This window comes from Kitasatospora sp. NPDC048540, assembly GCF_040651175.1.
Classification (GTDB): Bacteria; Actinomycetota; Actinomycetes; order Streptomycetales; family Streptomycetaceae; genus Kitasatospora.
Genome location: NZ_JBEZIR010000002.1, coordinates 14,001 through 37,590, shown reverse-complemented (window position 1 = coordinate 37,590; position 23,590 = coordinate 14,001). Strand labels below are relative to the sequence as shown.

Sequence of the window (23,590 nt, the reverse complement as noted above, 5' to 3'; positions counted from 1 at the left end):
GGCCGGCCGGTACCAGGACATCGGTGGCAGGCCCGATCGGCAATCGGTTCATCACAGTTCCTTTCCTGGGTGGGTTCAGACTGCCGGCTGCGGTGCGCCGGGGCCGTGGGCCGAAGGTCCCGCCGACAGAGCCACAGGTCCCCGATCACCTGGTGCGGGCAGTGCGCGGACGGTGGTACCTGTGGTGCCGAGGAGCGCACCGAGGGCGTCGTCCAGCGGGCCGATGGCGGCGAGGTTCCCGGTCCGTTCGGCGAACACCGCGGCGGCCTCGGCCTTGGGGCGCATCGAGCCCGCCGGCAGGTCGAGCTCGCGCAGCCGGCTGGGGGTGACGGTGGTGAGCGGGCCGGGGTGGGCCGCGCCGAAGCTGGTGAACACGTGGGTGACGTCGGTGAGGATCAACAGGGCGTCGGCGTCGAGCTGTTCGGCGAGCAGGGCGGCGGTGCGGTCCTTGTCGACCACGGCCTCCACGCCCTGCACCTGGCCGGTGTCCCGGTTGTGGACGACCGGGATGCCGCCACCACCGGCGGCGATCACGACGGCTCCGGTTGCCAGCAGGGCGCGGATGGCGGGGACCTCGGTGATCGCCTTCGGCAGGGGCGAGGGGACCGTGCGGCGCAGGTGGCCACCGTCGCGGCCGGTGGTCCAGCCGCGGTCGAGCTCCATCATCCTGGCCTGGTGGTCGGTGAGTTGGCCTCCGATGAACTTGTCGGGGTGGCGGAAGGCGGGGTCGTGGGGGTCGACTTCGGTGTGGGTGACCAGGGCGGTGACGGCGCGGCCGGGCAGGCGGCCGGCGAGTTCGCGGGCGAGCAGGGTGCCGATCATGCCCTGGGTCTGCGCGCCGAGGACATCCAGCGGGTAGGGGGCGGTCAGGGCCGGGTCGCTCTCGCTCTCGACGGCGAGCAGGCCGATCTGTGGCCCGTTGCCGTGGGTGATCACGACTTCGTGTCCGGCGAGGACGAGCTCGGCGAGCGAGCGGGCGGCGTCGTGGACGTGGTGCTGCTGGACGGCGGCGTCGGGGTGTTCGCCCCGCTGGAGCAGGGCGTTTCCGCCGAGGGCTGCGACGATGCGCATGGTCAGTCCCTCCCGAGGGTGGCGACGAGGATCGCCTTGATGGTGTGCATGCGGTTCTCGGCCTGGGTGAAGACCAGGGACGCGGGCGACTCGAAGACCTCGTCGGTGACCTCCAGGCCCTCCAGTCCGTGCTCGGCGGCGAGTTCGGCGCCGAGGTCGGTGCGCCGGTCGTGCAGGGCCGGCAGGCAGTGCAGGAAGGCGGTGTCGGGGTTGCCGGTGGCGGCCATGGTCTTGGCGTTGATCTGGTACGGGAGCAGCAGGTCGATGCGCTCCTTCCACCGGTCGTGGTCCTCGCCCATCGAGACCCAGACGTCGGTGTAGAGGTAGTCCGCACCGCGTACGGCGTCCTCGACCTGGTCGGTGAGGGTGAAGCGGGCGCCGCTGTCCTGGCCGAGCAGCAGGCACTCGGAGACCAGCAGCGGGTCGGGCCACAGCTCGCGCGGGGCGGCGATCCGCACGTCCATGCCGAGCAGACTGCCCATCACCATGAGGGAGTTGGCGGTGTTGTTGCGGGCGTCGCCGAGGTAGCAGAAGGAGATCTGCTCCAGTGGCCTGCGGCTGTGCTCGCGCATGGTGAACACGTCGCACAGGCTCTGCGTGGGGTGGCACTCGTCGGTCAGGCCGTTGTAGACCGGCACCCCGGCGTGCGCGGCGAGTTCGGTGACGGTGTCCTGGGCGAACCCGCGGTACTCGATGCCGTCGTACATCCGCCCGAGTACCCGGGCGGTGTCGGCCACCGACTCCTTGTGGCCTATGTGGGAACTGTCGGGCCCGAGGTAGGTGGTGGTGGCGCCCTGATCGGCGGCGGCGACCTCGAAGGCGCAGCGGGTGCGGGTGGAGTTCTTCTCGAAGATCAGCGCGAGGCGCCTGCCGGCGAGGAGCCTGCGCTCGGTACCGGCCTTGCGGGCGGCCTTGAGGTCGGCGGCGAGGTCGAGCAGGTGGTGGATGTCGGCAGTGGTGAAGTCGAGTTCGCGCAGGTAGTGGCGGCCGTACAGGTTGGTGGTCATGGTGGATTCCTCCTGCGGGGTGGCTAGTTGGCGGGGTCACGCTGGATGGGGCAGCTCATGCAGCGCGGGCCGCCTCGGCCCCGGCCGAGTTCGGAGCCGGCGATGGTGACGATCTCGATGCCCTGCTTGCGCAGGTAGGTGTTGGTGACGGTGTTGCGTTCGTAGCCGACGACCACGCCCGGCTCGATCGCGAGGAAGTTGCTGCCGTCGTCCCACTGCTCGCGTTCGGCGGCCCGGACGTCCTGCTCGGCGGACAGGAGGCGGACCTTGTCCAGGCCGAGCGCCTCGGCGAGGGAGGCGGCGAGGTCGGCGTCGGGGGTGACGTCGAAGCCGGCGGGGCGCTCGGGGGCGGGGGTGAGGGTCCACGAGCGCAGCCGGTCGGCCAGGCCCGGGTGGACGGCGAAGGTGTCGCGGTCGATCATCGTCATGACGGTGTCCAGGTGCATGAACGCGCGGCTCTCGGGAAGCCGCACGGCGATGAGCCGATGCGCGGTGTGGGTCAGGAACAGCTGCTGGGCGAGGGCTTCGACGGCCTGGGCGGTGGTGCGCTCCCCCATCCCGACCATGACCGTGCCCGGGGCGAGGACATGCACGTCGCCGCCCTCCAGGCTCAGGCCGGGAGGCGTGGTGGTGCCGTCGAGCAGCGGGGGCGGGGCTTGCGCGAACAGCGGGTGGAAGCGGTAGATCGCGGCGGTGTGCAGGGTCTCGCGGCGGCGGGCGGGCTTCGCCATCGGGTTGAGGCTGTAGCGTCCGCCGATCCAGCAGGAGTTGTCGCGCGGGAAGAGGTGGTTGGGCAGGGGCGGCAGCGCGAAGTCCTGCTCGCCGAGCGTGTGCCAGGCCAGACTGTGCGGGTGGCGCAACGGCAGGTCGGTCTTGAGGACGCCGCCGATCAGGTACGCGGCCAGGGTCCGGCCGTCGAGTTGCAGGCACAGCTCGTGGACCGGCTCCACCAGGGCCGGGCCGACGGTGGCCGGGGTGACGACCTGGCCGAGCAGCCAGGCCCGGGCCGGAGCGAGGTCGAGCGTCTCGGCGAGCAGGTCGGCGTAGTGGTGGACGCGCACGCCGTGGTCGCGCAGCACCTGGGCGAAGGCGTCGTGCTCCTCGCGGGCGCGCTTGGCCCACAGGATGTCGTCGAAGAGCAGTTCGTCGACGTTGCGCGGGGTCAGCCGGGAGAGCTCCAGGCCGGGGCGGTGCAGGATCACCTGGCGCAGGCGCCCGGCCTCGGAATCGACACGCAGGGTGGACATGGGTGGTGCTCCTTCGGAGAGGTTCAGTGCTGGTGACGCGCGGTCAGTGCGCGGCGCAGGATGGTCGGCAGGCTCACCGGGCGGGCGGTGCGGGCCGCCTTCGGCAGGGGCGCGGCGGTGGGGACTGCGGGCTCGGCGGGTCCGGTCGTGGCTGCGGTCCGGGCCGCGGCGTCCGGACGCTTCAGCCAGATGTAGACGGGGATGCCGAGCAGGATGGTGAACAGGCCGTAGTAGACGGTCTGGTAGCCGCTGCCCTGGATCGACCAGTACGAGAAGGCAAGGGCGAGCAGCGCGACGGTGACGTCGCGGGCGAAACGCGGCCGCTCCAGCTCCTGACGGCCGCGCACCACCAGCCAGTACAGCTGGGCCGCCGCCGAAACGAGGTACGGGATGACGGCGGTGAGCACGCTCAGCAGCACGATCTCGGTGAAGACCTTGGTGAAGCTGGTGTAGCTGACGACGGTCAGTACCGAGGCCAGGACGGTGGCCGAGAGGATGCCGAAGGCGGGTACCTCGCTGCGCCCGCGGGTGCCGGTGAAGGCGGCGGGGAAGAGCCCGTCGCGGGCGGCCGCCATCGGCATCTCCGCGCAGATCAGGGTCCAGCCGTTGAGCGCCCCGAGACCCGAGACGATCGCCGCGGCCGCTACCAGGTTCCCGGCCCAGTGGCCGCCCGCGATCGCGTTCATGGCGTCGGTGAACGGCGCCGTGGAGGAGCCGAGTTGGGCGTGCGGGACGGTGCCGAAGACCGACAAGGTACCGAGCAGGTAGATTGCGGCGCAGGCCAGCGTGCCGTAGACGGTGGCCCGCGGCACGTTCCGCTTCGGCTCCCGGACCCGGCCGGCGGCCACCGAGGCGGTCTCCAGGCCGATGTAGCTGAACAGGGCGATCGCCCCGGCCGCCGAGACCGCGCCGAGCGCGGAACCCCCACTCGCGTTGAAGGCACCGAAGTTCCCGGACTTCACGAACAGCAGCCCGGCGGTGGCCATGAACGCCAGCGGCAGGAACTTCAGGACCGTGGTGACCACCTGGAACGCACCGATGTTGCGCACCCCGGTCAGGTTGACGATCGCCGGCACCCACAGGCCGGTCAGCGCGATCGCGATCGAACCCCAGGTGTGGTGACCCTTGTTGACGAACACCTCGACGTAGCCGACCCAGGCCACCGCGATCGCGGCGTTGCCCGCCCACGCGGTGATCCAGTACGACCAGGCGGTGAGGAAGCCGGCGAATTCGCCGAACGCCTCCCGGGCGTAGACGTACGGTCCGCCACTGCCCGGTACCCGCTCCGACAGCCGCCCGAAGACGGCCGCCAGCGCCAACGCGCCGATCGTCACCATAACGAACGCCACCAGCGCGATCGGCCCGTAGGGAGCGAGCGCGGAGGGCAGCGCGAACACTCCCGTGCCGATGATGCTGCCGACCACCAGAGCGGTCGCGGCGGGAAGCCCGAAGCCACCACCGCGCCCTCGCGGGCCGTCGGACGCCAGGTGCTGCGGTGGACCTTCGCGGTCGGGTGCGGACATCGGGACTCCTTCAGGATGTGCTCGGGGAGGTCGACGGGACCGGTGCTCCCGTCGCTCACGGTGACGATCCTCGGCGCGCGGCACGGCAACGCCCCAGGGACCATCGGGCCCTGATCACGCGGCCACCGGTCCCTCCCCCGCGCCCCGGTGGTCCCGACGAACCGGCTCGGCGGCGACGTCCCGCCGGCGCTCCGATGCCCTCCGGGACCAGTGGCCCCGCCCTCGGCCCGGTCGGTCCCTGTGCCCGCCCGCAACACCGGGGACAGAGTTCTCCCGAACGCAAGGCCCGCCGGAGGTCCTGACCACGCATCCGGCCGACAACCGTGGAGGAGAGCACCGATGGCGAAGCACGTCCTGGTAGGGATCGACGGATCCGCCCGCAGCGAGGCCGCCGCCCACTGGGCTGCAGGGGAGGCGGTCCGCCGCGGGGCCCCGCTGCGGCTGCTGCACGCCTGGCCCTGGCTCGGCCCGCGGGATACCGAGGACACCGGTGACCCCCGGCCCCGCGACCTGCGCCCGGCCGCTCTGGAGATGCTGGCCGGCATCACCGAGCGCATCCTTCGGGAGCACCCGGCGCTGTCGGTCGACACCGCCGTGATCGGCGACGACCCGGTGGATGCGCTGGTCAAGGCCGCCGAACGGCAGGAACTCGTCGTCCTCGGCTCACGCGGGCTCGGCGGCTTCGCCGGTCTGCTGGCCGGCTCGGTCTCGCTCGCCGTGGCGGCACGGGTCGGAACCCCACTGGTGCTCGTCCGGGCCGACCGTCAGGCCTCGCCCCAGGACGACCCGACGGATCCCGGGGAGATCGTCGTCGGACTGGACCCCCGTCAGCCCCCGGGTGCCGTGCTCGCCTTCGCGTTCGCCGAGGCCGCGCGACGTGGCGCGCGTCTGCGGGCCGTCCACGGTTGGGACCCGGTACCGCTGTGGGCCGCGACGAGCTGGATACCGCCCCGGTCGGAGATCGCGGCGCGCGAGACCGCGCTGCGGCGGCGGCTCTCCGAGACGCTGACCGCAGCGCGAGCCGAGTACCCGGATGTCCCGGTGGTCAGCGAGATCCGGCGCGGCGGCGCGGCACACGCCGTCGTCGCCGCGGGGGAACGGGCCGAGCTGGTCGTCGTCGGCCGCCACGACCGCCACCACTCCCTGGATGTGCGGCTCGGTCCGGTCGCGCACGCCGTACTCCACCACTGCGCCACCCCGGTCGCGGTGGTCCCGCACGCCTGAGCCCGCCCCGCCCCGTTCCGACTTCGCACCGACCGCGCACCGACCGCCGAAGGGCCTCCCGACCATGACCGGCACTCCCCTCACCCGTCCCACCCGCCCGTGGCGCCGAAGCCTGCGCCGGGCGCTCGGCACCGAACGCAACACGCTGGCCAGGCCCGAGGACCGGGCCCGTAGCCACACCTGGCTCCTCGCCGCCGTCGCGACCGGACTCGCCGTCCTGCTGGGCGGCACGGCCGCCTGGAGCGCCTTCGGCTCCGCCCAGCACCGCGCCGCCGCGGCGGCATCGCGTCTGCACCACATCGAGGCCGTTCTGCTCACCCCGACCCGCTCCACGGCCGGCAACGCCGGCTCGGCGGCCGCCAGCTACCGGGCCACGGCCACCTGGACGTACCCCGGCGAGCAGGCGCACACCGGCACCGTGGAGATCGAGCACCGCGCCGACGCGAACTCCACCGTCGGCGTCTGGGTCGGTGACACCGGCCGCCTCGCCACGGCCCCGGCCGGCACCGCCGACCTGGTCTCCGACGGCCTCAGCCTCGGCCTGTCCGTCCTCGGCCTCCTTCTCGTGCTCATCGTCTGCGGCCTGGGCCTGCGGCTACGCTCCCTCAACCGCCGCTCCGACGCGGCCTGGCAGCGCGCCTGGGCCGAGACCGAGCCGGTATGGAGCGGACGCGCGACCCACCGGCCCGGCACGGGCGACCCCCGGCTCGGCTGACCCCGACCCCGCCCACCCGACTCCCCCGGAAGGGCTTCGGCCCCCGCCGGCGGGACGTCCGGCCCCTGATCGACCACGCCGGCCACCCGCCACGATGGCACGCGCATCGCACAACACCGTTCTCCCACCACGGACCTGACGATGGGGAGAAACCATGTCCGGCCCACCACGCCGCCGCGCCCCGCCTCACCCTACGGATCGGCTCCAAGCTTCGGCACTCCGTCCCCTCACCCCTCGCAACGCCGCGGGCGGCAGCCCGGCTGCTCCGCCGCCCCCGCTCGCCGGCGCCGCATCCGACCTGTCGGGGGCGAGCACCTGACAGCGCGACGAGGACCGACGATGCGTCCGGGGTGGCATAGGGCCGTTCGGCCCTATGCCACCCCTCGGGTGCCCGGCAAACTACGCTCAGGTCCGACGCGGCCCGCCGCCGGGCGGGTCCTTGAACATGGAGCGGTGATGGTGGACAGCGCGGCAGTCGGTGTGGGCAGCCCGGTGAAGGTGTTCCTCCTCGACGACCACGAGGTGGTCCGCCGTGGCGTGCACGACCTGCTCGACGCCGAGCCCGGCCTGACCGTGGTGGGCGAGGCCGGCACGGTCGAGCAGGCGATCGCCCGCGTCCCCGCGCTGCGCCCCGACGTCGCGATCCTGGACATGCGGCTCCCCGACGGCGACGGCGTGACGGTCTGCCGGGAACTGCGCTCGCGGATGCCCGACCTGGCCTGCCTGATCCTCACCTCCTTCGACGACGAGGAGGCCCTGCTCGACTCCATCATGGCCGGTGCCTCCGGGTACGTCCTCAAGCAGATCAGCGGGACCGACCTGGTCTCCGCCGTTCGCACGGTCGCCTCCGGACAGTCCATGCTGGACCCCGGCGCGACCACCCGGCTGATGGCCCGGCTGCGCGGCGACGGCGCCGTCCCGCAGGCGCCGGCCTTCCCGGAACTCACCGACCGTGAACGGGAGATCCTCGCCCTGATCGGCGAAGGACTGACCAACCGCCAGATCGGCGAGCGGCTCTACCTCGCCGAGAAGACCGTCAAGAACCACATCTCCCGGCTGCTGGCCAAGCTCGGGGTCGAGCGGCGCGTCCAGGCCGCCGTCATCGCCACCCAGGCCACGGCCGCCCGCGACCACGCCGCCGGCCGCCCCGGGCGGTGAGCGGGCCGGCCGTCCGGAGCCGACCGGGGCGACCGGTGCGCATCCGGAGCCTTTCGACAGCACTCGGGGGACCATCGGCCCCTCTCCCCGGAACCGGTTCGAGGCGACCATCGAAGCCATGAAGCCAGATCAGACCCCGCAAGTCGATCACGCGCCGCTGGACGAGCAGCAGTGCCTGCGGCTCTTGGCCGCGACCACGGTCGGCCGAGTCGTGTACACCATCGGCGCGCTTCCGGCCGTCCTCCCCACGCGCTACCGCCTCGGCCCCGACGGCAGCGTCCTGCTTCGCGCCCCCGCAGGATCCGAGCTGGTCCGGGCCGTGTCCGGCGCCTTGGTGGCCTTCGAGGCGGGGGAGGTCGACGAGTCGGACGGCAGTGGCTGGAGCGTCACCGTGCTCGGCCACGCCGCCGTCGCCGAGGGCCCCGCCCCACAGGATCCCGCCTTGCCCTGCCGCCCTGGTCAGGTGTCGATCCGGATCCGCGCGGAGCTGGTGACCGGGAGGACCCTGCCGGCTTCCCGGCCCTGCCGGAGCTGAGGGCCCGTACCCGGTGGCCCGGCCGGTGCTGACACTCAGTCGCCCAGCGGCGCGGACCACACCAGTCGTGCTCCACCCCCGGGCGGGCTCGACAACTCCAGGGCACCGCCGAGGCCCTCGGCCCGCTCCGCGAGGTTGCGCAGGCCGCTGCGCCGGCCCTGCGCCGGGATGCCGACGCCGTCGTCCTGCACCGTCAGCACGACCTGAGTGCCCGTCGCCTGCAGCACAACCTCGACCCGCCCGGCTCCGGCGTGCCGCGCCGCGTTGCTCAACGCCTCGCCCAGGACGGCCACCACGTGATCCGCGACCGCGGTGGGGACGTCGGTGTCCAGCAGGCCCTCCATGCTCAGGCGCGGTGCGAAGCCCAGCGCCGCCTGAGCCGTCTCGACCGCCTTCACCGCCCGGGCCCGCAGCCCGCTGCCGGCCGTGTCGTCCCGGGCCTGGAGTCCGAAGATCGTCGACCGAATGATCTTGATCGTCTCGTCCAGGTCCCCCACCGCTCGCAGCACCCGGTCCGACGCCCCCGGGTGCTCGATGAAGCGGGCGGCACTCTGCAGCGTCATACCGGTGGCGAAAAGCCGCTGGATCGCCAGGTCGTGCAGGTCCCGGGCGATCCGGTCGCGGTCCTCCAGCATCGCCAACTGCTCCGCGTCCCGGCGCCGTGAGGCCAGTTCCAGCCCCAGCGCGGCCTGGTCCGCGAAGCCGAGCAGCGGCTCGATCTCCCGCTCGGAGAACAGGGCCTCCCCCGGCCGGCGGGCGAGCAGCAGGACAGCGTCGATGTGCCCCTCACGACGCCCCAACGGCACCGCGACAGCCGGGCCGAGCCCCTCCGCCCGTCGCGGATCGCCCGCCAGGCGCGCGTCGGTGGCCAGATCGGAGGTGGTGACCGAGGCGCCGCCCGTACAGGCCGCCCCCGAGAGCGTGCCCTCCGATGCCACCACCAGACCGGTCCTGCGCCCCGCATCCCCGCCGAGTGCGAACTCCACCTTCAGCGTCCCGCCACCGGCCTCCGGCACGACCACGTCCGCCAGCGCAGCCCCGGTGATCTCCCGTGCCCGCTGTGCGATCAGCTCCACCACCCGAACGCGCGAACTGCCCGACAGCAGGCTGCGAGTGATCTCCGCACTCGCGCTCAGCCAGCGCTGCTGCCGCTGTGCCTCCTCGTACAGCCGCGCATTGTCGATCGCCACTCCGGCGGCCACCGCCAATGTCGCGATCACCGATTCGTCGTCGGCGTCGAACTCCTCACCGCCGCGCTTGTCCGTCAGGTAAAGGTTGCCGAACACCTCCTCCCGTACCCGTACGGGCACGCCGAGGAAGGTCCGCATCGGCGGGTGGTTCGCCGGGAACCCGTACGAGGCCCGGTGCTGCGACAGGTCCTCCAACCGCAAGGCCTCCGGATGGCTGATCAGCTCACCCAGCAGACCCTTGCCCTTCGGGTAGGGCCCGATCGCCGCGATCTCCTCCTGCGACATACCGACCGTCAGGAACTCGGAGAGCGACTCGCCGTCCGGACCGATCACCCCCAGCGCCGCGTAGCGGGCGTCGACCAGAACGGCTGCCGCCTCCACGATCCGACGCAGCGCCTGGGTCAGGTCCAGCTCACGGCCGACCGACAGCACCGCCTCCAACAGGCTGTGGACGCGGTCCCTGGTCCCGCGGGCGGCGTCGATCCGTGCCTGCAGTTCCTCCAGCAACTCGTCGAGCCGCAGCTGCGGTATCCGCGAGCGTGCCACATCGTCCCCGCCCACGGCGGCCTCCTCCGGTCCGGTGCCCGGGACCGATTCTCGCAGACCCTCGCGCGACACCGCCGAGGTCCGGCCCGCCGTCGGCGGCCCCAGCACGACGCGAGGCCGCCGACGCTGCTTGCCGCGGCGCGCTGCGCCTGTGCCCGGTACCTCACGCCCGCGATCCGGCTGTTCCCGGCTTCCTGGTGCAGCCGGGCGGTGCAGGGCCGCCGGGCAGGGCCCGGCAGCGCACTGGCGGAGGAGGAGCGCCTCCACCCTGACCGGCACCGTCCTCGCGCCGAAGCCACCAGCCGGTCCCAACTCTCCTTCGCGCTGCGCCCCATCTGTGGGTGTGCAACCCCGCTGGAGGCTGCCCCGGCGGGCGGGTCGCCCTCGGAGCGTCGCCGTAGGCATCTGCAGCGCCACGGCCGGCCGTCATGCCGGAGCGTGGGGGAGCACGGCACTCCGGTGGTCACCGGGCCCGGAGAGCTCCTTGCCCACCCCGTGGCCTGCCCGCTCCGCGGCGGTCCGCAGGAGCGCCACCCGGCGCGACCGGGCGGGACCGGCCGCCAGGTTCGCCACCGCCAGGACGAGACCGAGGCACAGCACCCCGGCCCAGAGCGTGCCGGTGCCGAGGTGTTCGGCCACCAGCCCGCCGAGGGCCGGGCCGAGGAACATCGCGCCGGGCGGACCGAATCCGAACACACCCTGGTACCGGCCCCGGGCGTCGGAGGGCGACAACTGGACGATCACCGCGGAGTTCGCCAGCGTCATCAGCATCTCGCCGAGCGTCCAGACGGCGACCGTCAGCGCGTACGCCCACAGCGAGTCGGCGAGCGCGACCAGCCCGAAGCCGACCCCGGCGACCACGACCGAGGCGGCCAGGACGTGCTCGTGCCGGTACCGGGCCACGAGTCCCGGCAGGACGAGCTGCCCGGCGACGATCAGCACCATGTTGACCACGATGACCTGGCCGTACGACGTCACGTCCAGCCCGTCGGCGACGAGGGAGGCCGGCAGCATCTTGTTGGTCTCGATCATCGTCCAGCCGAGCAGGGTCAGTCCGACGAAGACCATGAAGGTCCGGTCGCGCAGGACTGGGCCGAGCCCGGTCGGGCCGGTCCTGACGGCCGTGGCGGCGGGCCGGGTCTCCGGGACCTTCAGCGCCAGCAGCAGCGTGGAGCAGAGCAGGACGCCGGCGTTGGTCGCGAAAAGCAGCACGGGCTCGATCCTGGCCAGCAGGCCGGCGAGCAGCGCCGCGGCTCCCGAACCGAGGTTGAACGCCCAGTAGTTCAGGTTCAGCGCGCGGACCCGGTCGGCCTCGGCGACCACGTCGATGATCGACGCGGTGAACGCCGGCCGGACGATGCCGAGGAACACCCCGAGCAGCAACGCCAGCACCAGGACCGCCGCCCGACCGTCGGTGCAGCCCAGGGCCAGCATGGTCAGCGCCGCCGGGACGGAGCCGCCGAGCATCGCCGGGCGCCGCCCCCACCGGTCGGCGATGATCCCGCCCGGCAGCCCGCCCAGGGCCGTGCCGATGCCGCCCAGACCGATGACCAGTCCGGTGTAGGAGACCTCGAAGTGCCGGACCGAGAGCAGGTACACGCCGAGGTAGATCTGCGCCACCGCGCCCGTCCGGTTGATCAGCGACGCCGTCCACAGGTACCAGAACGCGGCCGGCAGCCCGCCGGCCGTCCGCCGCAACCAGCCGCTCGTCCGTAGGGGGTGCAGGGAAGGCAAGGGTCGGCTCCTCGAGGCAGGTCACGGATCGGTGCCTGCGACGCTACGGGCCGCCGGTGCCGGAGTCCTGGTCCACATTTGGCAAACTGGACCAATGATCGAGACCCGCAGTCCCGGCATCGCCGCCGTCCTCGGCGGCTGGCGGCAGGAGCCGGGGCCGCTCGCGCAGGCACTCGCCGCGGCGATCCGGGACGCCGTCATCGACGGACGGATCCCGGTCGGCACCCGCCTGCCGTCCGAGCGCGCCCTCGCCACGGCCCTCCAGGTCAGCCGCGGCACCGTGGTCACCACGCTGGCCGCGCTCCGCGACGGTGGTTGGCTGCGCACGCACCACGGCAGCGGCAGCGACGTCCGGCTCCCGCCGGAGGTCACCGAGCGCACCGCACCCTGGTCGGTGGACCACGGGGACGGCCTCGACTTCACCCGCGCGGTGCCCGCCGCCCCCCACGCCGTCTACCTGGAGGCGTCCCGGCGGGCGGTGGAGCGGTCGGCCGCCCTGCTCATGGACTCGGCCGAGCCCGACGCGGGGCTGCCCCGGCTGCGGGAACTGCTGGCCGACCGCTACACCCGCGACGGCCTGCCGACCCGCCCGGACCAGATCCTGGTCACCTCGGGCGCGCGGGCCGCCTTCACCCTCCTGGCCGACCACCTGCACGACCGCGCCCGCCCCGTCCTGGTGGAGAGCCCCACCTACCACGGCGCACTGGCCGTCCTGCGGCGCCGCCGGGCCCGGCTGGCGGCCTCCCCCGTCACCGCGGAGGGCTGGGATCCGGACCGCCTCGCTCACGCCGTCAGGACCGTACGACCGGGACTGGCCTACCTGACACCCGACTTCCACAACCCCACCGGCGCCCTCATGCCCGCCGACCAGCGCGAGCAGGTCGCCGAACTGGCGGCCCGCAACGGCCTGACGGTCATCGCCGACGAGACCCTGCGCGACCTGGACCTGCGGACCCCGCCGGAGCCCGTCCCGCACCTGAGCGGCAAGGCCGTCGTCGCCATCGGCTCGCTGGGCAAGCTCGTCTGGGGCGGCCTGCGCGTCGGCTGGCTGCGCGCCGACGCCGCCCGCATCCGCGAACTCCTGCACAATCCGCTCCAGGCACGGCTGTCGCCGCCGCCGCTCGAACAGCTCATCGCCTGCGAGCTCCTGACCGACCCGCAGGACCTGCTGCGCGACCGGCGTGAGCGGCTCCGCGCCCAACGCGACCACCTGGCGGCCCTGCTGGAGGGTGCGGGCGCATGGAGCTTCACGCTCCCGCCGGGCGGCCTCTGCCTGTGGCTGCGGCTGCACGGCACGGCCGCCTCCGCCCTGGCCACCCGTGCAGCCCGCGAGGGCCTGAAGCTCTCCCCCGGGCCGGGCTTCTCCGCCGACCGCACCCTCACCCACTACCTGCGGCTCCCCTACACGGCCACCCCCGAGACCCTGACCCGCGCGGTCGCCGTCCTGACCGGCCGGGCGACGACCCGCAAGTAGGCGGTTCACCCTCCGCAGGCCTCACCGGAGATCGCTGGGACGAGGGCGGCAGGGACCCGTCCCGCCGCGCTGTCGGCCGTCCGGGGTGTCACGGCCCGGCCTCGCGCCGGGCGGCCGCGGGCGGGGACACAATCGGCGCATGGAGAAGCCCGAGATCGTGTCGGCCGCACAGTGGCAGCTCGCCCGCGACGAGCTGCTCGAGGCCGAGAAGGAAGCCACCCGCGCCCTGGACGCGCTCGCGGCACGGCGCCGCCGGCTGCCGATGGTGCGGTTCGCCGACGACTACGTGTTCGAGTCGCCGACCGGCCCCAGGACGCTGCTCGACCTGTTCGAGGGCAAGGACCAGCTGGTGGTCTACCAGTTCATGGACGTCGGCCCGGACCACCTCTGCCCGGGGTGCACCAAGTTCACCGACAACGTCCCCGCCAAGGCGCCCGCCGCACTCGCGGACCACGGCGTCGCCTGGGCGACGGTGTCGGACCTGCCGCTCGCCCGGATCGAGGAGGCCAAGGCCCGGCAGGGCTGGACCATGCCGTTCGTGTCCTCGCGCGGGACGTCGTTCTCGGCGGACTGCGGGGCCGGCGGCGGTTTCATGCTCAGCGCCTTCCTGCGCGACGGCGGCCGGGTCCACCGCACGTACAGCACCACCTCGCGCGGCGTGGACCGGCTGGTCTTCCTGCACAGCATCCTCGACCTCACCGCGTACGGCCGGCAGGAGGACTGGGAGGACTCCCCCGCCGGCTGGCCCCAGCACCCGACCTACGGATGAGCCCTCCCACCTGCGGCGGAGCCGGTGCGGCCGTCCCAGCCCGCAAGATACCGGCGGGTTGGGGTTCGCACGGGGACCGCGCGCCGCTACCGTCATGCCCCAGGGCAGGCGCTCCCACCGGCCGGCCCGACTCGACGGGCCGTGGCGCGCACCCCTTCCGGTCACCGGAAGCGTCCCGGCCCGCCCCGGCGGCCGGCCTCTCGGGCCCGCCGGCGGGCGCAAGGCCGGACCTGCCACGAGGTCATCGCGGGCGCGGTCCGGCCTTCACCCCTCCTCCCGCCCGGTCCCGTCGGACCCGGGCGCCCGTCCCGGCGCAGGCCGTCCTCCGCTTCGGCCTGCCCCGGTGCGGACGCCGCCGGGCCGGCGCGCTACGGGGCCTTGACGTCGGCCAGCCGGGCGCCCTGGAGCTGGCAGTCCCGGAACTCGTACCAGGGCGCGGTGCCGGTCCAGCGCAGGAAGCCGGTGGTCCCGGTGCCCGCGGTCATGTCGATGAACCGGCAGCCGTCGTACAGCAGCTTGCCAGCCGTGGTCGCGGTGGCGGCGCTCACCTGGTGCGAGCCCATCAGCGCGCAGTCCTGGTAGCGCACCATCGGGCCGCGGGACGGGTTGACGGCGTCGAAGCGGTACACGTGGGTGACCGCGTTGGGTGCCCAGGACTGGAAGGACAGCGCGGTGTCGTCGCAGGAGACGAAGGTGATGTTGCCCTTGTACCAGGAGGAGTCGATCACCTTGTGGCCCGGACCGCGCAGCTCGAAGCGGATGCCCTGCGCGTACAGCCGCATCACCGAGTCCGCCCGGCTGCCGGCCGCCGATCCGAGCTGGAAGAAGGTCCCGGTGGAGGCGGCGTCGGTGAGGATGTACGAGCCTCCGGTGAAGTTCATCGAGCCGCCGCGCTCGTTGCGCACGAACGAGCCGGACTTGTACTCGACCTTGCAGTCCCGGAACCAGTAGTTGAGGAACTGGTCCTGCTGGGACTCGGCCGGCGTCATCCCGATGACCAGGAACGCGTCGGTGTAGGAGCCGCCGATCTGGCAGTGGTCCCAGCCCATCTCGCTGTTCAGGTCGGAGGTGCCGGCCGGGCCGTCGAGGCCGATGCCGACCTTCCAGCTGCCGCGCCACTCGACGTCCTCGTACCAGGTGTCCTGGACCCCGGCGGCGTCGGAGGAGTAGGCGTAGTTGAAGGTCGCGGTGGCGTCCTTGCTCTCGAAGGTCAGGCCGCTGATCCGGATGTTCTTGTACCGCTGCCGGTTGGTCCACAGCGTGGTGTCCCGGGCGGTCGGCGCGTAGGTGATCCGGGAGAGCCGCTTGCCGTACCCGCGGATCGCGATGCCGTCGACGATGCCGCCGTGACCTATGCCGTCCTCGCCGGGCAGCAGTGAGTCCGGCTGCGTCAGCAGGTAGGTGCCGGGCGGGATGAGCAGGGTCTTCTTCGGTATCGCGCCGGAGATCGGGCCGGGCTGGAAGGAGCCGAGCAGCTCCGCCGCGGCGGCCCGGAACGCCGCGTCGCTCGCCGTCTGGCCGGTCGGGTCGGCGCCCTTGGCGACGACGTCGACCACGTACGGGTCGCCGCCGGCCGTCGCGGCCGAGGCGCTGGACCCGCCCAGCGCGAGGCTGCCCGCGAGCGCCCCCATCCCCGTGACGCCGGCGAGCAGCGCGCGCCGCCCCGGCCCGCGCCCGTCCGCCGTCCGCTCTGCTGATCCGCCGTCACCCTGCCGGTATGTCCGTGTGGACACCTTGTGCTCCCCTCGTGAGGACATTGCTGATCTTGGTGGAACAGCAAGATCCTCACCCATCCGGGCCGCCGTCTCAAGGCTCGTCCGGGGCCGATTCCGCCGCGGGCGCCGCTTTGTCCGGATACGGAGCAGCTTGTGAGGCCGGAGCCTCAGGGCGGTGTGGTGAACCGGTACCCCTCGCCGGTCAGCATCGGCAGGTACGTACGCAGGGCGGCGACGGTCTGCGACCGGTCGCCGCCGCCGTCGTGGTTGAGCACGATCGCGCCGGGACGGACCCCCTCCAGCACCCGGCTGGTGATGGCGGGTGTGCCGGGGCGGCTCCAGTCCCGCGGGTCGACCGACCACGACATCGGCCGCATCCCCAGTTCGGCGCCGGCTGCCAGCGACGACTTGGTGAAGTCGCCGCCGGGGGCCCGGAACCAGGTGGGCGCCCGGCCGGTCGTGGTGTGCAGGAAGTCGCTGGTGCGGCGCAGCTCGTCGCCGACCTTGGTGTCCGACAGCTGGCGCAGTTCGGGGTGGGTCCAGGTGTGGTTGGCGATGTGGTGGCCCTGGGCGGCGATCTCCCGGACCAGCGCGGGATGGGCCGCGGCGTTCTCGCCGACCAGGAAGAAGGTCGCCGAGATCTTCTGCTCCGCGAGGAGTTTCAGCACGGCGGGCGTGTAGGTCGGGTCCGGTCCGTCGTCGATGGTCAGGGCGATCAGCCGGTCGTCGGTGGAGAGCGAGAACAGCGGGTCCCTGACCCGGACCGGCGCGGGCGGTCCGGCCGCCTGGGGGGCGGCCGCGGCGACCGGTGGCGCGGCGGCGGCCTCGGGCGGGGACCCGGACGGCGCCTGCGGCGCGGGCCCGGCGGGTGCGCCGCCGGCCGTGGTGTCCGCCGTCCGGTCGGTGCCGCCGGCGACCGGCGACAGGCGGCTCCAGGACTGCGGGGAGAGCAGTGTGAACCCGGCCTCTACCAGTAGGAGCCGACGGGTCATGATCTGACGATGCGACAACATGATTGATCCCTCCCCGCGCAGCCCGCCTCCCTCCCACCGGGGGCCCGTACCCACCCGCGCATCACCCGGCCGGCCCAGCATCCGGGCCCCCGCGCTCCTCCGTTGGTGTGGCCCGCCGCGGCGCGGCGGCCGGTGCCCGGGGGGGCGCCCGGGTGTCCGGGGCGGCCCGCTGTCGGTGCCCGCCGCTACCATCGCCCGCATGAGAGCTGACGGAACGTTCGCCGTGAAGTCCTTCGTCCCCACCGGGCTGGTGCCGGACCCGGCCGTCGCCACCGGGCTGCCGGTGGGCGTGGCCACGATGGAGAAGAGCTTCGAGGGCGAGGTGGCGGGCCGGTCCGCGACCCTGTTCACGGCCGCCTTCGACCAGACCACGGGCACCGGGACGTACGTGGCCATGGAGTCCTTCGAGGGCTCGCTGGGCGGCCGGTCCGGCGCCTTCAACTTCGCCCACTCGGCGTCGACCACCGGGACGGACCGCAGCGCGCAGTTCTTCGTGATCGTCCCGGCCAGCGGCACCGGCGAGCTGGCGGGGATCTCGGGCACCGGCGGCATCGCGGTGGAGGAGGACGGCACCCACCGGATCTGGTTCGACTACCGGATCGACTGACCGGCCGGCCGGGCCCCGGCTGCTTCCGTCGGCGGCTGCGTCCGTCAGCGCCGCCGGCAGTGGGCGCGCTGGCCGGCGGCCCGGCCGCCGGCCCGGTGGCAGCGGTCCGGGCCCCCGGTGGCGGGGGCCTCGGCACCGTCTGCCCCTGCGCCCGGCCCGGCGGAGGCCGGCGGTCGGGGCACGGTCCCGGTCCCGGCCGTACCCGCGCCGGCGGCCGCGAGGCAGACGGCCACCCCGAGCAGCACGCTGGCCACCCCGAGCAGCCGTCCGCGTCCCCGTCCGGGGCCGCTCACCGGGCGGCGGCGGGCACCCGGCCCGGCTGTGCCGTGGCCGGCGCCGGGCCGCGCCCGGCACGGGCGAGGGCGGTGGCGATCAGCAGGTCCAGCAGTTCCCGGTACGGCAGGCCGGCCGCGGCCCAGATCCGCGGGTACTGGGAGGCCGCGGTGAAGCCCGGGAAGGTGTTCACCTCGTTGACCACGGGCTGCCGGCCGTCGCGCAGCAGGAAGTCGACCCGCAGCAGGCCCGAGCAGTCCAGCGCCTCGAACACCTCCAGGGCCATCTCCTGCAGCCGGGCGCCGAGTTCCTCGGGCAGCCGGGCCGGCACCTCGAACCGGGTGGCCCGGTCCAGGTACTTGGCGTCGTGGTCGAAGAAGACCCGGCCCCCGCCCACCCTGATCTCGAGCGGCGGTCCGGCCTGCAGCGTGCCGTCCGGGTGCTCGACGACCGCCACGTCCACCTCCCGCCCGAGCACGGCCTCCTCGACCAGGACCTTGCTGTCCGAACGGCGGGCGACGGCCACCGCCTCGGCCAGGGCGTCCCAGGTGTCGACCCTGGTCACCCCGAGGCTGGACCCGGCCCGGGCGGGCTTGACGAACACCGGCAGCCCCAGCCGTTCGCGCTCGCCCTCCGGCAGGCCGTCGCAGCCCGGTGCGCACAGCAGCGCGGAGGCGGCCACGGGCAGTCCGGCGGAGGCGAGCAGACGCTTGGTGACGTCCTTGTCCATGCCGACCGCACTCGCCGTCACCCGGTTGCCGACGTACGGGACGCCGAGCAGTTCCAGCAGCCCCTGCACCGTGCCGTCCTCCCCGTACGGGCCGTGCAGGGCGGGGAACACCAGGTCGGCCGCGCCGAGCACGGGACCGGCGGCCAGCAGGCTCTCCCAGGCGGACGTGCCGCGGGCGGGGGTGAGCCGGGCGAGGGCGGCCGCGTCGTAGGAGGCGGCGGGCAGGTCGGCCGGGCCGGGGATCCACTCGCCGTCGGTGGTGATCCGGACCGGCCGGACCCGGTAGCGGGCGCGGTCGAGGTGGGTGAGGATGCCCGCGGCCGAGCCGCAGGAGACCGCGTGCTCACCGCTGCGGCCGCCGAACAGCACGACCACGTCGCTCCGCCCGCCGGCGGCGGGTGCGGGTACGGGCACGGGAGCCGGTACGGGCAGGGTGTCGGTGTCAGTCACGGGGGTGGTCCTCCGGGTCGGTCGGGGTCTGCGGATGGGGCGCGGCGCCTGCGGGGACGGCGCGGCCTGGGGCCGGGAGGTAGCGGCGGGGCACCCGGGCGCCGATCCCGGTCAGCACCTCGTGCGGGTTGGTCCCCGCCCAGCGGGCCCAGTCGGCGACGGTCGGTTCGCCGCGGTCCCCGGGCCCGAACACCAGCACGTCCTCGCCGATCCGGACGGGCAGCGAACCGGCGTCCACGACGCACTGGTCCATCGCGATCCGCCCGGCCACCGGCCGCCGGGCGCCGGCGACCCACATCCGGGCCCGGCCGGCGGCGGCCCGCGGCACCCCGTCGGCGTACCCGAGCGGGACCAGCAGCAGGGTGCCGGCCCGCTCGGCGGTGTACTCGTGGCCGTAGGACACGCCCTGGCCGGCCACGACCGGGCGGGCCATGATCGCGCGGGCCCGCAGGGTCATCGCGGGCCGCAGGCCGAAGGCCCGGCCGGGCACCGGCTCGACGCCGTACAGCCCGAGGCCCGCGCGGACCAGGTCGAAGTGGGTACGCGGATCGGTCAGGCCGGCCGCCGAGTTGGCGAGGTGCAGCAGGGCGGGCCGCAGGCCGGCCGCCCTGGCCACGGCGACGGCCTGTTCGAACTCCGCCACCTGCCGGTCGGTGACCCGTCCCGGGCCGTCCGGGTCGGCCAGGTGCGACCAGACGCCCCGGACCGTCAGCAGACCGCGCAGTTCCAGCGCCCGGGCGTGCGCGGTCAGCGCGGGCCAGTCGCCGGGGGCGGCACCGTTGCGGCGCAGTCCGGTGTCGACCTTGAGGTGGACCCGGGCGGGGGTACCGGCCCGGGCCGCGCAGGCGGCGATGCCGGCCAGGTGGAGCGGTGAGGAGACCGCGAGGTCGATACCGGCCAGCAGGGCCGGGGTGAAGTCCTCGTCCGGCAGGTGCATCCAGGACAGCACGGGGGCGGTGATGCCCGCGGCCCGCAGGGCGAGCGCCTCGGTGGTCGAGGTGACGCCGAGCCAGCTCGCGCCGTGGGCGAGCGCGGTGCGGGCGACGGGCACGGCGCCGTGGCCGAATCCGTCGGCCTTGACCACGGCCATCAGCGCGCCGCGGGTGTGCGCGGCGAGCAGCGCGGTGTTGTGCGCCACCGCGGCGAGGTCGACCACGGCCTCGGCGTACCGGCCACCGGCGGCCCGGGCCTGACCTGCCGTGCGGTCGGGGCCGGTGGCGGGCCCGGCGTGGACGGGCCCGGCGTGGACGGGCCCGGGGTGGGGCGGCCCGCAGCGGTCGCGGATCGCGCCCGGCCGTCCGCTCGTCGTGCTCCGCATGGGTGGGCACCTCTCCTGGTAGGTGACGCCGGGATGCGGACACCCGGGGGTACGGGCACCCGGGGTTCGGGATCCCGGAGTTCAGGTGCCTCGGGTGTCCGGACACCTGCTGGGCGGCGTCGGCCGGGTACGGCCCCGGCTGACGCCCAGTCCAGCGGGCGGGCGGTGAACGGGCGGTGAGTCGATCACTCACGCGGGACTCACACCGGATCCCGCATACTGGGCTGCTCGTGGCCGGTACCGGGTGGACCAGGGGGACCAGTGGGGCGTACGGGACGTGCGGGGATGCCCATGACCGGGGTCGGGACCGGGGCGGGCAGCGCCGCCGGGCGCGGCGGGCGGCCGTGGTGACGGCGGCCGGCTCCCCGGGGGCCGCCGGTGCCCGGCACACCTGGGGCGGGAGCCTTCGGCTGCGGCTCACCGTGGTGTTCGGGGTGATGTTCTTCGTTGCGGCCGCTGCGGTGCTCGCGGTGACGGTGGTGCTGGTCGACAACTCCATGCGCTACGGCCTGGACCTGGCCTTCCCGGGCAGCTACAGCGTGGATCCGGGGATGTCCAAGGAGGTGCAGCGGTACCTGGCGCAGCAGCAGTCGGCCGAACCGGCGACCAAGCGGATCATGCTGGACTCGATGCAGGACAACCTGCTGTTCAAGGGCGGGTTGACGGTGGTCGCCGTCGGGGTGGTGACCACCACGGCGGGGTGGCTGGTGGCCGGGCGGCTGGTCCGTCCGCTCAGCATGATCAGTTCGACCGCGGAGCGGATCGCCGGACGGACCCTGCACCGCCGGATCGACCTGGAGGCGCCACCGGGCGAGGTCAAGTCCCTGGCGGACTCCTTCGACAGCATGCTCGACCGCCTCGACCAGGCGTTCGCCGGGCAGTCGCGGTTCATCGCCAACGCGGCGCACGAACTGAAGACCCCGATCGCGGTCAACCGCACCCTGGTGGAGGTCGCGATGAGCCGGCCCGACGCCCCGCCGGAGATCCGGCAGCTCGGGGAGAACCTGCTCGCCGTCAGCGCCCGCCACGAGCGGCTGATCGACGCCCTGCTGACGCTGGCCCGGGCCGAGGACTCGCTCACCGAACTGGTGCCGCTGGACCTCGCGGAGCTCGCCGAGTCGGTGCTGGACTCGGCCGCCGAGGGCGCCGCCCGCCGCGAGGTGACCCTGGACGACCGGGTCGAACCGGCGCTGGTGACCGGTGATCCGGTGCTGCTGGAGCAGGTGGTGCGCAATCTGGTCGACAACGCGGTCCGGTACAACGTCCGGGGCGGCTCGGTGACCGTGCGCACCTCGATGGGGCGCACCGACGCGGAGATCGTGGTCGCCAACACCGGTCCGGTGATCTCGCCGCACGAGGTGCCGGTGCTGTTCGCGCCTTTCCGGCGGCTGACCGACCGGGTGGGCTCGGCCCGCGGCAGCGGCCTCGGTCTGTCCATCGTGCGGGCGGTGGCGCAGGCCCACGGCGGGGAGGCGACGGCGCTGCCGCGCCGGGGCGGCGGGCTGACGGTCCGGGTGCTGCTGCCCCTGGACGGGCCGGGCTGCCGGGGCCGCTGAACGGAGCCGGGTGGCCCGGGCCCGTCGGGCCCGGCGGGCAGCTCAGGCGATCCGGTAGCCGGTGCCGGTGATGGTCTCGATCAGCGGCGGCTCGGCGAGCTTGCGGCGCAGGCTGCGGATGGTCACCCGGACGATGGTGGTGAACGGGTCGATGTTCTCGTCCCAGACCCGCTCCAGCAGTTCCTCGGCGGAGACCGGGGCGCCCTGCGCGCGCAGCAGTTCCTCCAGCACGGCGAACTCCTTGCGGGAGAGCGCGAGCGGCCGGCCGTCGCGGCCGGCCGCGCGGTGGTGCGGGTCGAGCCGGAGGCCCGCCCGTTCCAGCACCGGCGGGGTGGCGGGCCTCGATCGGCGGCCCAGCGCCCTGATCCGGGCGGTCAGTTCGGCGAAGGCGAACGGTTTGGACAGGTAGTCGTCGGCGCCCAGGTTCAGCCCGGCCACCCGCTCGGCCAGCGTGGTGGAGACGGTGAGCATCAGCACCCTGACCTCGGCGCCCGCGGCCACGGTGCGGCGGCACACCTCGTCGCCGTGCAGGCCGGGCAGGTCCCGGTCGAGGACCATGACGTCGTAGCTGTTGACGGCCAGCCGCTCCATCGCCGCCTCGCCGTCGTGCACCAGGTCCACCGCGAACGCCTCCTGGCGCAGCCCCTCGGCGATGGCCTGGGCCAGCATCTCCTCGTCCTCGACCACCAGTACGCGCATCGGGCCCCCGCTCTCGTTCCTGTCCCTCGACCGGACGGACGTACCGGGCACCCGGAACGGTTGCGCGCGCCGCGGCGCGGGCCCGGAGCGGCTTCGGCGCGGGCTCAGACCGGCGGGGCGTCCCCGGCCTGCGCCCGGACGCCGGTCAGACCGCCGCCCGGGATGTCGAGCAGCAGCTGCTCGAGGACCTGCGCCTGCACCTCGGCGCCCTCGTAGGAGAGGAACCGCAGGCTGTCGTCGCCGCGCAGGTACCCCTCGCGGTCGGCCCAGCGGGCGAACGGGGCGTCACCGGGCTGCAGGACCAGGTTCCACCGGGTGACCTGCCGGGACGGCAGCTCGTCCGGGCGGAGGGCGGACCGGTCCGGTCCGGTGGTACGGGGGTCGGTGGCGTCGGCCGCCGCGCGTGCGCGCGCGAAGGCTCGTTCGAAGTTCTCCTCGCCGGGCTGCTCGCTCATCGTCCCAGCCTGCCCCGCCGGGCCGCCGCGGCGGGGCAGCACGGCCGCAAGGTCCGCCGTTCGGAGCACCCGGCGGCCGGGCAGCGCGGGCCGCCGCCTCAGTGCCCGCCGGGGACCGCGGTCAGGACGAAGACGGGGATCTGCCGGTCGGTGTTGGTCTGGTACTCGGCGTAGTCGGGGTAGGCCGCGACGGCACGCTCCCACCACAGGTCCCGCTCCGCGCCGGACACCTCACGGGCCGCCATGTCCTGGCGCACCGGCCCGTCCTGGAGCTCGACCCGCGGGTCGGCCACCAGGTTGTGGTACCAGACCGGGTGCTCGGGTGCGCCGCCCTTGGAGGCCACCACCGCGTACTGCCCGTCGTGCTCGACCCGCATCAGCGGGGTCTTGCGGAGCCGGCCGCTCTTCGCGCCGCGGGAGGTGAGCAGCACGACCGGCATGCCCCGCATCGTGGTGCCCTGGACCCCGCCCGATCCCTCGTACAGCGCGACCTGGTCACGTACCCACTGCTCGGGGCTCGGCTGGTACTCACCCGCAAGAGGCATGGTCATCCCGTTCCGTCGGAGGTCGTGGGCGGCCGG

21 protein-coding genes are annotated in these 23,590 nt (G+C 74.2%); 8 read left to right on the top strand and 13 right to left on the bottom strand.

The features are described 5' to 3' along the window. Window positions 1–75 precede the first annotated feature (75 nt). The 4 genes from AB0D08_RS01920 to AB0D08_RS01905 are packed head-to-tail and all read right to left on the bottom strand — an operon-like array spanning window position 76 to window position 4,848. Complete coding sequence (locus tag AB0D08_RS01920) at window positions 76–1,071, bottom strand: carbamate kinase (RefSeq protein WP_063794482.1); 996 nt, start codon at window positions 1,069–1,071, stop codon at window positions 76–78. A gap of 2 nt (window positions 1,072–1,073) precedes the next feature. Beyond that, the gene (gene argF, locus AB0D08_RS01915) at window positions 1,074–2,078 is read right to left on the bottom strand and encodes an ornithine carbamoyltransferase (protein ID WP_359885946.1); all 1,005 of its coding nucleotides are present in this window, start codon (window positions 2,076–2,078) and stop codon (window positions 1,074–1,076) included. 23 nt (window positions 2,079–2,101) lie between these two features. Beyond that, window positions 2,102–3,325, bottom strand: a complete 1,224-nt coding sequence (locus AB0D08_RS01910) for an arginine deiminase (protein ID WP_033823945.1) — start codon at window positions 3,323–3,325, stop codon at window positions 2,102–2,104. 23 nt (window positions 3,326–3,348) lie between these two features. Then, window positions 3,349–4,848 carry an amino acid permease gene (locus AB0D08_RS01905; RefSeq protein WP_359885945.1) on the bottom strand — a complete coding sequence of 500 codons (1,500 nt, stop codon included), beginning with the start codon at window positions 4,846–4,848 and terminating at the stop codon, window positions 3,349–3,351. Between the two features lie 339 nt (window positions 4,849–5,187). On the opposite strand from AB0D08_RS01905, the gene AB0D08_RS01900 reads away from it, so the two are divergent. From AB0D08_RS01900 to AB0D08_RS01885, 4 genes are all read left to right on the top strand, one after another. Beyond that, the gene (locus AB0D08_RS01900) at window positions 5,188–6,072 is read left to right on the top strand and encodes a universal stress protein (protein WP_359885944.1); all 885 of its coding nucleotides are present in this window, start codon (window positions 5,188–5,190) and stop codon (window positions 6,070–6,072) included. Between the two features lie 64 nt (window positions 6,073–6,136). After that, window positions 6,137–6,787, top strand: coding sequence for a hypothetical protein (locus AB0D08_RS01895; protein ID WP_359885943.1), 651 nt, complete (start codon window positions 6,137–6,139; stop codon window positions 6,785–6,787). Window positions 6,788–7,243: 456 nt separating this feature from the next. Continuing rightward, window positions 7,244–7,945 (top strand): response regulator transcription factor, encoded by a 702-nt coding sequence (locus tag AB0D08_RS01890; protein WP_033818990.1) that lies wholly within the window; start codon window positions 7,244–7,246, stop codon window positions 7,943–7,945. A 118-nt stretch (window positions 7,946–8,063) separates the two neighbouring features. Beyond that, a complete protein-coding gene (locus AB0D08_RS01885) occupies window positions 8,064–8,480 on the top strand; it encodes a pyridoxamine 5'-phosphate oxidase family protein (RefSeq protein WP_051811971.1) in 417 nt (138 codons plus the stop codon). A 35-nt stretch (window positions 8,481–8,515) separates the two neighbouring features. Here AB0D08_RS01885 and AB0D08_RS01880 read toward each other — a convergent pair whose 3' ends face one another. After that, window positions 8,516–10,231 carry a GAF domain-containing protein gene (locus AB0D08_RS01880; RefSeq protein ID WP_359885942.1) on the bottom strand — a complete coding sequence of 572 codons (1,716 nt, stop codon included), beginning with the start codon at window positions 10,229–10,231 and terminating at the stop codon, window positions 8,516–8,518. Window positions 10,232–10,642: 411 nt separating this feature from the next. Then, window positions 10,643–11,950 (bottom strand): MFS transporter, encoded by a 1,308-nt coding sequence (locus tag AB0D08_RS01875; RefSeq protein ID WP_199520279.1) that lies wholly within the window; start codon window positions 11,948–11,950, stop codon window positions 10,643–10,645. 94 nt (window positions 11,951–12,044) lie between these two features. Between AB0D08_RS01875 and AB0D08_RS01870 the strand changes: the two genes are divergently transcribed. Both AB0D08_RS01870 and AB0D08_RS01865 read left to right on the top strand, forming a co-directional pair. Beyond that, the gene (locus AB0D08_RS01870) at window positions 12,045–13,424 is read left to right on the top strand and encodes a PLP-dependent aminotransferase family protein (protein ID WP_359885941.1); all 1,380 of its coding nucleotides are present in this window, start codon (window positions 12,045–12,047) and stop codon (window positions 13,422–13,424) included. A 139-nt stretch (window positions 13,425–13,563) separates the two neighbouring features. Next, window positions 13,564–14,193, top strand: coding sequence for a DUF899 family protein (locus AB0D08_RS01865; RefSeq protein ID WP_033818987.1), 630 nt, complete (start codon window positions 13,564–13,566; stop codon window positions 14,191–14,193). A 368-nt stretch (window positions 14,194–14,561) separates the two neighbouring features. Here AB0D08_RS01865 and AB0D08_RS01860 read toward each other — a convergent pair whose 3' ends face one another. Next, window positions 14,562–15,926 (bottom strand): hypothetical protein, encoded by a 1,365-nt coding sequence (locus tag AB0D08_RS01860; RefSeq protein ID WP_359885940.1) that lies wholly within the window; start codon window positions 15,924–15,926, stop codon window positions 14,562–14,564. 149 nt (window positions 15,927–16,075) lie between these two features. Then, the gene (locus AB0D08_RS01855) at window positions 16,076–16,900 is read right to left on the bottom strand and encodes a polysaccharide deacetylase family protein (RefSeq protein WP_359885939.1); all 825 of its coding nucleotides are present in this window, start codon (window positions 16,898–16,900) and stop codon (window positions 16,076–16,078) included. A gap of 220 nt (window positions 16,901–17,120) precedes the next feature. Here AB0D08_RS01855 and AB0D08_RS01850 point away from each other — a divergent pair, with 220 nt between their 5' ends. Continuing rightward, window positions 17,121–17,528 (top strand): DUF3224 domain-containing protein, encoded by a 408-nt coding sequence (locus AB0D08_RS01850; protein WP_359885938.1) that lies wholly within the window; start codon window positions 17,121–17,123, stop codon window positions 17,526–17,528. A 289-nt stretch (window positions 17,529–17,817) separates the two neighbouring features. Here the strand turns inward: AB0D08_RS01850 and AB0D08_RS01845 are convergent, their stop codons facing one another. Further along, window positions 17,818–18,981, bottom strand: a complete 1,164-nt coding sequence (locus tag AB0D08_RS01845; protein ID WP_359885937.1) for a D-alanine--D-alanine ligase family protein — start codon at window positions 18,979–18,981, stop codon at window positions 17,818–17,820. Next, window positions 18,974–20,299: an alanine racemase gene (alr, locus tag AB0D08_RS01840; RefSeq protein ID WP_359885936.1), complete on the bottom strand. Its 1,326-nt coding sequence runs from the start codon at window positions 20,297–20,299 to the stop codon at window positions 18,974–18,976. Before alr ends, AB0D08_RS01845 begins: the two co-directional genes overlap by 8 nt. A 344-nt stretch (window positions 20,300–20,643) precedes the next feature. On the opposite strand from alr, the gene AB0D08_RS01835 reads away from it, so the two are divergent. Next, window positions 20,644–21,855 carry a HAMP domain-containing sensor histidine kinase gene (locus AB0D08_RS01835; RefSeq protein ID WP_359885935.1) on the top strand — a complete coding sequence of 404 codons (1,212 nt, stop codon included), beginning with the start codon at window positions 20,644–20,646 and terminating at the stop codon, window positions 21,853–21,855. A 42-nt stretch (window positions 21,856–21,897) separates the two neighbouring features. Here AB0D08_RS01835 and AB0D08_RS01830 read toward each other — a convergent pair whose 3' ends face one another. The 3 genes from AB0D08_RS01830 to AB0D08_RS01820 all read right to left on the bottom strand — a co-directional run bounded on the left by AB0D08_RS01830 (window position 21,898) and on the right by AB0D08_RS01820 (window position 23,554). Further along, the gene (locus AB0D08_RS01830; protein WP_033823250.1) at window positions 21,898–22,554 is read right to left on the bottom strand and encodes a response regulator transcription factor; all 657 of its coding nucleotides are present in this window, start codon (window positions 22,552–22,554) and stop codon (window positions 21,898–21,900) included. Window positions 22,555–22,658: 104 nt separating this feature from the next. Beyond that, window positions 22,659–23,009, bottom strand: a complete 351-nt coding sequence (locus AB0D08_RS01825; RefSeq protein ID WP_033823251.1) for a hypothetical protein — start codon at window positions 23,007–23,009, stop codon at window positions 22,659–22,661. Between the two features lie 98 nt (window positions 23,010–23,107). Continuing rightward, entirely contained in the window at window positions 23,108–23,554 is a 447-nt protein-coding gene (locus AB0D08_RS01820) for a nitroreductase family deazaflavin-dependent oxidoreductase (RefSeq protein ID WP_033823271.1), read from the bottom strand. Between the last annotated feature and the right edge of the window lie 36 nt (window positions 23,555–23,590).